Here is a 12,179-nt window from a genome sequence, read left to right as displayed (position 1 = left end):
CGGTTTGGCGATTAGACATGGTGTAACTCCTTGAACAAAGATAACTGCGGAACAGGAAGAACCCTGGCCGAGACTGAGTGCAAAGAGCAGGAAAAATTCTTGTAGATGGTTGGATCGAAATTCAACATATCGTGTAGAGATTCTCAGTGACACAAGCAGCACAGTGGCGCCACCTTAACCCTTTTTCTGGAATGTGCCAATCCTTCTTGCAAAGGTTTCTTTGTTTTCGGGATCGACGGTGTGTCGTTTCGTCGTCAGAACCCGTAATTCCAGGGTGTTCGGCGAGAATTGCACCGCGCACTTTGAACGCGGCTGCGCGACCGGTAAGATGCCGGACAGAATTTTTCCACCTCGCTATACAGGACACCCGCCATGAGCATCAAATCGGACAAGTGGATTCGCCGCATGGCGCAGGAACACGGCATGATCGAACCGTTCGTCGAGCGCCAGGTGCGCGGCAACGATGACAACCGTGTGATCTCCTACGGTGTGTCGAGCTACGGTTACGACGTGCGCTGCACCAGCCACTTCAAGGTGTTCACCAACATCAACTCGGCCATCGTCGATCCGAAAAACTTCGACGCCGGCAGCTTCGTCGACATCCACAGTGACGTTTGCATCATCCCGCCGAACTCCTTCGCCCTGGCCAGCACCGTCGAATACTTCCGTATTCCACGCAATGTACTGACCATCTGCCTGGGTAAAAGCACCTACGCGCGTTGTGGCATTATCGTCAACGTCACCCCGCTCGAGCCTGAGTGGGAAGGCCACGTGACCCTGGAATTCTCCAACACCACCAATCTGCCGGCGAAAATCTATGCCAACGAAGGCGTGGCGCAGATGCTCTTCCTGGAGTCCGACGAAGAGTGTGAAGTTTCCTACAAGGATCGCGGCGGCAAGTATCAGGGCCAGCGTGGCGTGACTCTGCCGCGCACCTGATTCGTCCATCCGGCGGATGTCGGGAATTCTTTGGCGGGCAGACACTCTATGGGGTGTACTGCCCGTTTTTGTTTCTGGCAAAACGGGCCTTCGCCGAGGAGTGCCCCATGAAGATCGATCCGCATATCAGTGCCGAACTGGCAAGGCTTGAGCCCAATCAGATTGGCGTTTTGGCCTGGTCCTTGTTGGCACATCCGCCCATCAGCATGGCCGGCGGGATTCCTGGTCAGCCTGATCCTGATACCCCCAACGAACAACCGACCGAGCCGGGCGAACCGACCCTTCCGGATGAGCCGCCACCCGCGCCTGTCGCCTGATTCGCATAAAAAACGCGCTAAATAAATGGCCAGTCAGTTGAGGTCCATAAGGACTTCAACTGACTGGCCATATTTCGTTGTCGCCGATGATAAAAATCCTACAGGTCTCGTCGCGTTCGACCCGATAACCGCCGGTAAACGCACCAAACGCCGGCATCAGGCTGATACGCTCGCCCAGTTTGAAACAGGCCAGGCGCAAGCTCTGCCTACCTTTGCCGTGCAGCCGATAGACCGGGTGCACATGTCCGGCCAGCACATGTCTTTCAGCGTGGGGATCGGGCTCGTGCTGCAAGGCGAACGGGCCGAGCAACAGCGGTTCCGGCACGACGCGAATGTTCAGCGATGCGGGCGGGTCGCCCGCGCGTTTGTCGTGATTGCCGCGAATCAGCGTCATCGGCAGATCAGCGTGGCGTGATCGCCATTCCGACAGCGCGCTTAAGGTGCCTACCGCATGAGAGCCGGGGCCGTGGAGGAAATCGCCAAGAAATATCAGTTGCCGACAGGGCAGTTTCGCCAACAATCGATCAATCACCGCGATGTTGCTCGCCGTCGTGCCTTGCGGGACCGGTTGGCCTAGACTGCGATAGGCGGCAGCCTTGCCGAAATGTACATCAGCGATAAGTAACGCCTGTTGCGCCGGCCAATACAGGGCTTTTTCCGGCAACAACCAGAGTTCTTCACCGGCCAGGCGAACCGGGTAGGGCGCATTCATCAGGCGTTGCCTTTGTCAGCGGTTTGCTCCAGATCACCCACCATCCGTCTGATTCGGTCAGCGAGCTTTTCCGAACTCATGCTCTCGCGCATACGCTCCACCAGCAGCGGAAAACCCAACGGTGTAGGACGTTTGATCAGGTGCACGTCGAGCTTCATGCGATTGATGTGCTCCAGCGTCTGTTCCAGCCTGTGAATATCCAGTTCTTCTCGTAGGACTTCTTCCCCGGCCTGCGCGAGTAGCAGGTTGTCGGCGTCATATTGTTTGAAAACTTCGAAAAACAAACCGCTGGAGGCCTGCACCTGGCGTGTACTTTTTGGCGCGCCGGGGTAACCGGCGAACACCAGCCCGGCAATTCGGGCGATCTCCCGAAAACGCCGCAGGGCCAGTTCGCCGGCGTTGAGGCTGGCCAGAACATCCCGCAGCAGATGCTCGGGGCTGAACAGCTCGGCATCAAGTTGCTGCGACCAATCCACCGGGGTGGCGCTGAGCAACTCGAGACCGTAATCGTTGACCGCAATCGAGAACGTCACCGGCTGACGCTGACTGACGCGCCAGGCGAGCAGGCTGGCGAGCCCCAAATGCACCTGACGTCCGGCAAACGGATAGAGAAAAAGGTGCCAGCCTTCGCGGGATTTCAGCACCTCGACCAGTAAGTTATCGGTCGTGGGCAGGCCAGACCAGCGTGCCTGCGTTTCCAGCAAGGGGCGCAGCGCCTGCATTTCCGGCCCGACAAATTCACCCTGCGCGGCAGCAGTGAAACGCGTGACTACCGCCTCGGCCAGTTCATTGGAGAGCGGCATGCGCCCGCCATTCCAACGCGGCACCGCGGCTTTTTTCGCGGTGCTGCGTTTGACGTAAGCGGTCATGTTTTCTACGCGTACCAGTTCCAGCAAACGTCCGGCGAACAGAAAACCATCACCCGGTTTAAGCCGTGCGATAAAGCCTTCCTCGACGCTGCCAAGCTGTTTGCCACCGCCACCCTTGCTCCAGAACTTGAGTTGAATGCTCGCGTCGCTGACGATGGTGCCAATGCTCATGCGGTGCCGCCGCGCCAGACGCGCATCAGGTACGCGCCAGACACCGTGCTCATCCGGTTCGACTCGCCGGTAATCCGGATACGCCGTCAGAGACATCCCGCCATGGCGTACGAAAGCCAGCGCCCACGCCCAATCCGCCGGTGTCAGGTCACGATAAGCCCAGGCACCGCGGACTTCTTCGTACAGTTCCTCGGGTATAAATCCGCCCCCCAGCGCCATGCTGACCAAATGTTGCACCAGCACATCCAGCGGTTTGTGCGGCGACTGTCGAGGTTCGATGCGCCGTTGCGCCACGGCGTCGCGGGCAGCGACGGCTTCGATCAGCTCAAGGCTGTGAGTCGGCACCAGCGTCACCCGCGAGGTGCGTCCCGGTGCATGGCCGGAACGCCCGGCGCGCTGCATCAGGCGGGCGACACCCTTGGCCGAACCGATTTGCAGCACGCGTTCCACCGGCAAGAAATCCACGCCCAGATCCAGACTGGAGGTGCAGACCACCGCCTTCAAATGACCGTCCTTCAAGGCCTGTTCCACCCAGTCGCGGGTGTCGCGGGACAATGAGCTGTGGTGCAAGGCGATTAACCCGGCCCAGTCCGGCCGAGCTTCAAGCAGCGCCTGATACCAGATTTCCGACTGCGCTCGGGTGTTGGTGAACACCAGCGTGCTGGCGCAGGCGTCGAGCTCGGCGACCACTTGCGGCAGCATCTTCAGACCGATGTGTCCGGCCCAGGGAAAGCGTTCAATAGTCGGTGGGAGGAGGGGGTCGACCTTCAGGGATTTTTCGCTCTGGCCCTGAATGCTGATGCCGCCGCCCTGTGGGATCAGCACCTGCTCGGCGTGGGATTGATTACCGAGCGTGGCGGAGACGCCCCAGACGATAAGGTCTGGCTGCCAATAACGCAGACGGGCGAGGGCCAGTTGCAGTTGCACGCCGCGTTTGTTGCCGAGCAACTCGTGCCATTCGTCCACGACGATCATGCGCAGGGTCGACAGCGCGCTGTGGGCGTCGGCGCGGGCGAGCAGCAGCGTCAGGCTTTCCGGGGTGGTGATCAACGTGGTCGGCAAGCGTCGGCTCTGGCGCGCGCGTTCGCTGCTGCTGGTATCACCGGTGCGCAGACCAACGCTCCACGGGATCTGCAAATCGGTCAGCGGCGTTTGCAAGGCGCGTGCAGTGTCGGCGGCAAGTGCGCGCATCGGTGTTATCCACAGCACGGTCAGCGGTTCGGCAACGGGTTTGCGTTTGCGCGTGGTTTCAACAACGGGAGCGGATTGAGCGAAGCGATTGAGTGCGGCAAACCACACTGCATAGGTTTTACCGGCGCCGGTGCTGGCGTGGAGCAGTCCGGACTGGCCGTTTTTTACTGCCGCCCAGACCTGTTTCTGAAAGGCGAATGGCTTCCAGGCACGGGCGCTGAACCAGGTTTTTGCAAGGTCGGGAGATTTCGCCATGCCGGCTTCGCGCGCTCTGGAGGGGTTCTTCCAGTGACCGCAGCTTGGCAGGACAAGTTTAATTTTGTCGGCTGATGGATTTCCCTGTGGGAGCGAGCTTGCTCGCGAAGGCGTCAATACAGTCAACATTGATATGACTGAGGGAATGCCTTCGCGAGCAAGCTCGCTCCCACATGGGTTTCGTGTCGAACGTTACTTGAGGTTGCCACTAAGGAATTGCTTCAGGCGTTCGCTTTTTGGATTGCCCAACACGTCTTCGGGGGCGCCTTCCTCCTCCACCAATCCCTGATGCAGAAACAACACTTGGCTCGACACCTTGCGCGCAAAACTCATCTCGTGCGTCACCATGATCATCGTCCGGCCTTCTTCCGCGAGGCCCTGAATCACCTTCAGCACTTCGCCCACCAGCTCCGGGTCGAGCGCCGAGGTCGGTTCGTCGAACAGCATGACTTCCGGCTCCATCGCCAACGCCCGGGCAATCGCCACGCGTTGCTGCTGACCACCGGAGAGAAACGCCGGGTACTGATCCGCCACTCGCGCCGGCAAGCCGACCTTGTCCAGATAGCGCCGCGCGCGATCCTCGGCCTCCTGCTTGCTGCAACCCAGCACCCGGCGCGGGGCCATGGTGATGTTTTCCAGCACGGTCATGTGGCTCCACAGGTTGAAATGTTGAAACACCATCGCCAGTCGCGTGCGCAGGCGTTGCAGTTCATCAGCGTCGGCGACGTGCATGCCGTGACGGTCGGTGACCATGCGGATTGCCTGGCCATCGAGGCTCATGGCGCCGTCGTTGGGTTGTTCGAGAAAGTTGATGCAGCGCAAAAACGTGCTTTTGCCCGAGCCGCTGGCGCCGATCAGGCTGATCACATCACCTGTTTTGGCCTTGAGCGACACACCTTTGAGCACCTGATGGTCGCCATAGCTTTTGTGCAGGCCTTCAACGGTCAGTTTGTACATGGGACAGACATCCTCAAGGCGAAAGTAGGTAGCCGCTGCGATAGGCTTCGGCGCCCGCGACGTGGGCGATCACCATGCCGGCAGTGGCCATGCGCCGCAGCGAACGGGCGTACATCAGGCCGGCAGTGGTGCAATGAACGGGGGTGACGCGATCGTGGATCGGGTCGATGATTTCGGCGATCTGTTGGCCCGCCTCCAGGTATTGCCCCGCCGTGGCGGTGTACACCAGCAGGCCGCCGACCGGCGTGGTCACAGGTTCCACCCCGGCCAGTGGCGTAGCGGGGAACGGCAATGGCGGCTGCGGTTTGGTCTCACCGACGATCGCATCGAACTGGATCAGATAATCGATCAGCGCCTGACAGTCGCGGCTGGCCATGGGGTGATTGACATCGCCCTGACCGCGCAACTCGACGGTCACCGAAAAACTGCCCAGCGGAATTTCGAACTGCTCGCCGAATCGTTCTTTGAGTTGCCACCAGAGCAGGGTGAAGCACTCGTCGAACGATTGGCCGCCGGAGTCAGTGGCCAACAGACTGGCGCGCGATTCGATGTAACGCGCCAGCGGCTCGACCTGCGGCCATGCTTCGGGCGTGGTGTAGAGGTGAACCACCGATTCGAAATCGCAGTGCAAGTCCAACACCATGTCGGCATCGCAGGCCAGCCGTTGCAGGGTCAGGCGCTGGGATTGCAGTTGCGTGCTGGCGGTCTGGCGGGCGAGGGCGTGGCGCAGGCTGGCGCGGATCAGTTCGAGGTTGCGTTGCGGGTCATCACTCAGCTTGCCCTCGATGTCGTTGCCGATCTCTTCGCTGAGGTCGACGAACCAGCGATTGAAGTTCTGCCCGCTCTCCAGTTCGTAGCGGCCCAGCGGCACGTCCATCAGCACTTGTTCGAGGCCGATCGGGTTGGCCACCGGCACCAGCACGATTTCGCTGCGCAGGCGGCCGGCCGCTTCCAGCTCGGCCAGGCGCTGCTTGAGGTGCCAGGCCACGAGCATGCCGGGCAGTTCATCGGCATGCAGCGAGGACTGGATGTAGACCTTGCCTCTGGCCTGTTCGGGGCCAAAGTGAAAACTGTGAATCTGTCGTGCGGTCCCCGGCAGCGGGGCTAGCAGGTCATGTATCTGGTGGCGCATTTGCTTTTTGATCCTAGTCCTAGTGAGTCGGCCCGAGGAAGGCCAGCCATCGGCGTTCGGCCAAGCGGAACAGGCCGACCAGCGCAAAAGTAATGGTCAGGTAAATCAGCGCGGCGATGCCGAACGATTGAAAAGTCAGGAAGGTCGCCGAGTTGGCGTCCCGGGCGACTTTCAGGATGTCGGGGATGGTCGCAGTGAAGGCCACGGTGGTCGAGTGCAGCATCAGGATCACTTCGTTGCTGTAATAAGGCAACGAACGGCGTAGGGCAGAGGGCATGATCACGTAGGCATACAGCTTCCACCCTGTCAGACCGTAGGCCTTGGCCGCTTCGACTTCGCCATGGTTCATGCTGCGGATCGACCCGGCGAAAATCTCCGTGGTATAGGCGCAGGTGTTCAGGGCAAAGGCGAGGATCGTGCAGTTCATCGCATCGCGAAAGAAGCTGTCGAGAATCGGCTGCTCGCGCACGGCGGCAAGGCTGTAGATGCCGGTGTAGCAAATCAGCAGTTGAATATAGAGCGGCGTGCCACGGAACAGGTAGGTGTAGAACTGCACCGGCCAGCGGACATAGAAGTGCGGGGAAACCCGCGCGATCGACAGCGGAATCGAGACAATGAAGCCGATGAAGATCGAGGCGCTGAGCAGCCACATCGTCATCGCCAGCCCGGTGATGTTCTGGCCGTCGGTATAAAGGAAGGCTTTCCAGTATTCCTGCAGGAGTTCGATCATCGTACGGCCTCCCGGGAACCGGCGGCATAACGGCGTTCGAGCCAGCGCAGGATGAAATTCGAGGCACTGGTGATCAGCAGGTAGATAAACGCGGCCAAGACCAGAAAGTAGAACAGTTGATAGGTGCTTTTACCGGCGTCCTGCGCAGCTTTGACCAGATCGGCCAGGCCGATGATCGACACCAGCGCGGTGGCCTTGAGCATCACCATCCAGTTGTTGCCAATGCCCGGCAACGCGAAGCGCATCATTTGCGGGAATACCACGAAGCGAAAGCGCTGGCCGCGTTTGAGACCATAGGCGGTGGCGGCTTCAACCTGACCGCGCGGTACGGCGAGGATCGCGCCACGGAAGGTTTCGGTGAAATACGCGCCATAAATGAAGCCGAGGGTCAGCACCCCGGCGCTGAACGGGTCGATCTCGATGTATTCCCATTCCATGTAATCGGTCAGCGACGTCAGCCAGGTTTGCAGGCTGTAGAAGATCAGCAGCATCAGCACCAGATCGGGCACCCCGCGAATCAGCGTGGTGTAGAGCTGTGCGGGCAGGCGCACCAGTTTGACTTTTGACAGCTTGGCACTGGCGCCGAGCAGACCGAGCAATACGGCCACCAGCAGCGACATCGCCGATAATTTGATGGTCATCCAGGTGCCTTGCAACAGCAACGGGCCGAAACCCTGAAGGCTGAACGCAGAGAGCCCCAGATTTTGTAAGAGGTTTTCGAACATAAATCAGCAACCTGAGCGGATGGAAAAGGCGCCCATCGAGGATGGGCGCCGGGGCATTATTTGCCGCTGTACAGATTCAGATCGCCAAAGTGTTTCTTTTGAATCTCGGCGTATTTGCCGTCGTCGTGTAACGCTTTGATACCTTTATCCAAAAGCGCTTTCAGCTCAGTGTTACCTTTCTTGATACCGACAGCAGTTTTAGCTGGCAGCAATTCGCTGTCGACTGGCTTGCTGACTTCGTAGCCATCACCTTTAGGCGACTTCAGAAAGCCCAGTTCGGCTTGCAGCATGTCCTGGATGGCGGCATCGAGACGGCCGGAAGTCAGGTCGGAGTAAACCTGATCCTGGTTCTGATAGGCCTGAGTCTTCACGCCAGCCTTGTCCAGCACGGCTTTGGCATAGGCTTCCTGGATGGTGCCTTGCTCGTAGCCGACGGTTTTGCCTTTGAGGGACGCAACGTCTTCGCTCAGGCCGGAACCCTTCTTGAATACGTAAGCGGTTGGGCCGGAGAACAGTTCGCTGGAGAAGTCGATGACTTTTTCGCGGGCTGGAGTCACGGTCATCGACGAGATCACACCGTCGAATTTATTGGCTTTGAGGCCCGGAATCATGCCGTCGAAGTCACTTTCGACCCACTTGCACTTGACCTTCAGTTCGGCGCAGATCGCGTTGCCCAGATCGATGTCGAAGCCCACCAGGCTGCCGTCGGCCGCTTTCGACTCAAACGGTGCGTACGAAGGGTCAACGCCAAAGCGCAGCTCTTTGTATTCCTTGGCCAGCGCGGAGCCAGCGGCCATGCACAACGCCAGTGCAGAAAGGGTCAGCAATGCTTTTTTCATTATTCAATCCCTAAGAACCAATATGAGCGCTTGTGGCGCAGAATTATTGTTACTGGAACGCGTACGACCTATAGAAAGTAGCAATTTCCGAACCAGAGTCCCGAACAAGTGTTTTAAAAGGTGGGGATTGATGGATGAGGAGGGGATTGGTGCACGGAAATGGGCGTCTTAAAAACCTTGCACCGTTTCAGTTCATGATCAGAAATCGAGGGCACTTGTGGCGAGGGGATTTAGCGAAACGTCGCACCGCCCCGTTCGGCTGCGTAGCAGTCGCAAACCTTAAAAATTTGGTCCGCCTGAGGGAATGCTGGGGCCGCTTCGCAGCCCAACGGGGATAAATCCCCTCGCCACAGGGTATCGTTGTGCTTTTGAGAGTGGGGTCAGGCCAATAAATCCTGCAACGTCGCCAGGCTATCCGCCTCGTCCACCGTCTTGTCCTGCCGCCAGCGCAGCATCCGTGGGAAGCGCACGGCGATTCCGCTTTTATGCCGCCGCGAGAGGGCGATGCCTTCGAACCCCAGTTCAAATACCAGGCTCGGTTTCACACTGCTGACCGGGCCGAATTTTTCCACGGTGGTTTTGCGCACGATGCTGTCGACTTGACGCATTTCCGCATCCGTCAGCCCTGAATAGGCCTTGGCGAACGGCACCAGTGCGCGCTGACTGGATTCGGGCGGACCGTCCCACACGGCGAAGGTGTAATCGCTGTACAGGCTGGCGCGGCGACCATGACCGCGCTGTGCATAAATCAATACCGCGTCGACACTGAACGGGTCGACTTTCCATTTCCACCACACGCCCATGTCCTTGGTGCGGCCGACGCCGTACATCGCATCGCGCGCCTTGAGCATCATGCCTTCGACGCCCAGGCGCCGGGAGGCTTCGCGCTGGCGAGCGAGGTCGAACCAGTCCGTGCCGGTCAATACCGGTGAGGGCAGCAGCACCGGGCTGTTACAGCGGGCGATGACGTCTTCCAGTTGTGCTCGGCGCTTGGCTTGCGGCTGATTGCGCCAGTCTTCGCCTTGCCATTCCAGCAAGTCGTAGGCGAGCACCACCACTGGCACGTCTTCGAGGATTTTCTTGTCGAGGGTTTTGCGCCCGATTCGCTGTTGTAGCAGGGCGAACGGTTGCACCGCGGGCGGCTCGGTCGATTGCGGATCGAAGGCGTCTTCGGTGTGCGGACGGGTGCTTTTCCACACCACAATTTCGCCGTCGATCACTGTGCCATCGGGCAAGCCGTGCACCAGCACATCCAGTTCGGGGAAGCGCTCGGTCACCAGTTCTTCGCCGCGCGACCACACCCACAAACGGCCGTCACGCTTGACCACTTGCGCGCGGATGCCATCCCACTTCCATTCCACCTGCCAATTGCTTGCCGGGCCGATCAGCGCTTCGAACTCCTCAACTGGTTGCGCCAAGGCATGCGCGAGGAAGAACGGGTACGGCTGGCCACCTCGCTGAGAATGCTCGTCGGCAGATTCTGCGGCGATCAATTTCAGGTAACTGGCAGCGTTCGGCCGGTTCGACAGGTCGGTGTAACCCACCAGACGCTGCGCCACGCGCTTGCTGTCGAGCCCTGCCATTGAGGCCAACGCGCGGGTCACCAGCAGTTTCGACACGCCGACGCGGAAGCTGCCGGTGATCAGTTTTATGCACAGCATCAGGCTCGCCCGATCCAGTTGCGCCCACAGCGCCGGCAACTGCCTGGACAGGAACTCTGGCGTCTCACCGCGCAGGGGCAGCAGTTTTTCCTCGATCCATTCGGCGAGGCCGGCGTCGGAGCTGTGCGGGTTTTCCGGCAGCACCAGCGAGATGGTTTCCGCAAGGTCGCCGACCGATTGGTAGCTCTCCTCGAACAACCATGGCGTCAGCCCTGAGACCGCGACCGCCAGTTCGCGCAAGATTCGCACGGGCACCAGTTGCCGGGGCCGGCCGCCGGATAAAAAATACACCGCCCACGCGGCGTCTTGTGGTTCGGCCTGAGTGAAGTAGGCCTGCATGGCCGCCAGTTTGGCGTTGCTGGACGTGGTGGCGTCGAGTTCGGCGTACAACTCGGCGAAGGCTTTCATGCCGGGACCTCGGCAATGTTCGGTGCGCTGGGGGCGCTTTCTTCTTCGTCATCGCCGTATTCGGTGTTGAATCCTTGAGCATCGAGGCCTTGCTCGCGCAGATGGCGCACCAGTACGCCAATTGAACCGTGGGTAACCATCACCCGCTCGGCGCCGGTCTGGTTGATCGCCCACAACAGACCGGGCCAGTCGGCGTGGTCGGACAGCACGAAACCGCGATCGACCCCACGCCGCCGACGCGTGCCGCGCAGGCGCATCCAGCCACTGGCGAACGCGTCGCTGTAGTCGCCGAAACGGCGCATCCAGGTACTGCCGCCGGCCGATGGCGGAGCGATGACCAGGGCCTGGCGCATGATCGGATCGTTTTTCTTCACATCACCGGCGTAGATCGTCGGCGGCAGGTACACGCCTGCCTCGCGATAAACCCGGTTCAATGGTTCGACGGCGCCGTGGCTGAGGATCGGTCCGAGGCTTTCATCGATGCCGTGGAGGATTCGCTGGGCTTTGCCGAAGGAATAGCAGAACAACACGCTGGCCTTGCCGGCGGCGATGTTGGCTTTCCACCACTCGTTGATTTCGCTGAACACCTGCGCCTGTGGCTGCCAGCGATAGATCGGCAGGCCAAAGGTCGATTCAGTGATGAACGTGTGGCAGCGTACGGGTTCGAACGGCGTGCAGGTGCCGTCCGGCTCGATCTTGTAATCCCCGGAGGCGACCCAGACTTCGCCGCCGTATTCCAGACGCACTTGCGCCGAGCCGAGCACATGACCGGCCGGGTGGAAACTCAAGGTGACACCGTGGTGGGTCAGGCGTTGGCCATAGGCGAGGGTTTGCAGGTTGATGTCCTGTCCCAGACGCGCGCGCAGAATCCCTTCGCTGGCGCTGCTGGCCAGATAATGCTGGTTGCCGGTGCGGGCGTGATCACCGTGGGCATGGGTGATCACCGAACGCTCGACGGGGCGCCAGGGGTCGATATAGAAATCCCCGGCGGGGCAATACAAACCTTCCGGGCGCGCGATAACAAGATCCATGTCGTTACCAGAATGGGGGGCTTGTTAGCTATGAGGATGGTGCGTGGTTAGAAGTTCTATGGATTTTCAAGAGCGACCCTCACCCCAGCCCTCTCCCGGAGGGAGAGGGGGCCGACCGAAGTGTATGACGCTATCCATCGACCTGAGAAACCGTGTCGACTATGGATTCACGGCGGGGTTTTTACGTCGGTGTGTCTTTGCAGCGACTCTCACCCCAGCCCTCTCCCGGAGGGAGAGGGGGG

The 12,179-nt window shown here is 60.0% G+C and carries 11 protein-coding genes; 2 read left to right on the top strand and 9 right to left on the bottom strand.

Features of this window, described 5'->3' with window-relative positions; translation table 11 throughout:
• Nucleotides 1-372 precede the first annotated feature (372 nt).
• Together dcd and ACIQVE_RS22730 are read left to right on the top strand one after the other, a co-directional pair.
• Nucleotides 373-939 carry a dCTP deaminase gene (gene dcd / locus ACIQVE_RS22735; RefSeq protein ID WP_402812461.1) on the top strand — a complete coding sequence of 189 codons (567 nt, stop codon included), beginning with the start codon at nt 373-375 and terminating at the stop codon, nt 937-939.
• A 107-nt stretch (nt 940-1,046) separates the two neighbouring features.
• Nucleotides 1,047-1,256 (top strand): hypothetical protein, encoded by a 210-nt coding sequence (locus ACIQVE_RS22730; RefSeq protein WP_042557949.1) that lies wholly within the window; start codon nt 1,047-1,049, stop codon nt 1,254-1,256.
• Between the two features lie 55 nt (nt 1,257-1,311).
• Here ACIQVE_RS22730 and pdeM read toward each other — a convergent pair whose 3' ends face one another.
• The 9 genes from pdeM to ACIQVE_RS22685 form a co-directional block, all read right to left on the bottom strand.
• Nucleotides 1,312-1,968 carry a ligase-associated DNA damage response endonuclease PdeM gene (pdeM, locus tag ACIQVE_RS22725; protein ID WP_402812458.1) on the bottom strand — a complete coding sequence of 219 codons (657 nt, stop codon included), beginning with the start codon at nt 1,966-1,968 and terminating at the stop codon, nt 1,312-1,314.
• A complete protein-coding gene (locus tag ACIQVE_RS22720) occupies nt 1,968-4,454 on the bottom strand; it encodes a ligase-associated DNA damage response DEXH box helicase (RefSeq protein WP_402812455.1) in 2,487 nt (828 codons plus the stop codon). The genes pdeM and ACIQVE_RS22720 overlap by 1 nt, the downstream gene beginning before the upstream one ends.
• Before the next feature lie 192 nt (nt 4,455-4,646).
• A complete protein-coding gene (locus ACIQVE_RS22715) occupies nt 4,647-5,411 on the bottom strand; it encodes an ABC transporter ATP-binding protein (RefSeq protein ID WP_402812452.1) in 765 nt (254 codons plus the stop codon).
• 13 nt (nt 5,412-5,424) lie between these two features.
• Nucleotides 5,425-6,543 carry a succinylglutamate desuccinylase/aspartoacylase family protein gene (locus ACIQVE_RS22710; protein ID WP_402812450.1) on the bottom strand — a complete coding sequence of 373 codons (1,119 nt, stop codon included), beginning with the start codon at nt 6,541-6,543 and terminating at the stop codon, nt 5,425-5,427.
• Between the two features lie 19 nt (nt 6,544-6,562).
• A complete protein-coding gene (locus ACIQVE_RS22705) occupies nt 6,563-7,273 on the bottom strand; it encodes an ABC transporter permease (protein ID WP_402812447.1) in 711 nt (236 codons plus the stop codon).
• On the bottom strand, nt 7,270-7,998 hold the full coding sequence (locus ACIQVE_RS22700) for an ABC transporter permease (protein WP_402812444.1): 729 nt from the start codon (nt 7,996-7,998) through the stop codon (nt 7,270-7,272). The genes ACIQVE_RS22705 and ACIQVE_RS22700 overlap by 4 nt, the downstream gene beginning before the upstream one ends.
• A gap of 56 nt (nt 7,999-8,054) precedes the next feature.
• Nucleotides 8,055-8,837 carry a transporter substrate-binding domain-containing protein gene (locus ACIQVE_RS22695; protein ID WP_402812441.1) on the bottom strand — a complete coding sequence of 261 codons (783 nt, stop codon included), beginning with the start codon at nt 8,835-8,837 and terminating at the stop codon, nt 8,055-8,057.
• Between the two features lie 380 nt (nt 8,838-9,217).
• A complete protein-coding gene (locus ACIQVE_RS22690) occupies nt 9,218-10,906 on the bottom strand; it encodes an ATP-dependent DNA ligase (RefSeq protein WP_402812438.1) in 1,689 nt (562 codons plus the stop codon).
• A complete protein-coding gene (locus ACIQVE_RS22685; protein ID WP_402812435.1) occupies nt 10,903-11,937 on the bottom strand; it encodes a ligase-associated DNA damage response exonuclease in 1,035 nt (344 codons plus the stop codon). The genes ACIQVE_RS22690 and ACIQVE_RS22685 overlap by 4 nt, the downstream gene beginning before the upstream one ends.
• Nucleotides 11,938-12,179: the final 242 nt, after the last annotated feature.

The sequence above is a fragment of the Pseudomonas sp. NPDC098747 genome (assembly GCF_044760045.1).
In the GTDB taxonomy this organism is placed as follows: Bacteria; Pseudomonadota; Gammaproteobacteria; order Pseudomonadales; family Pseudomonadaceae; genus Aquipseudomonas.
The sequence above is the reverse complement of the archived record's forward strand: the minus strand, read 5'-3'. Positions and strand labels throughout refer to the sequence as shown.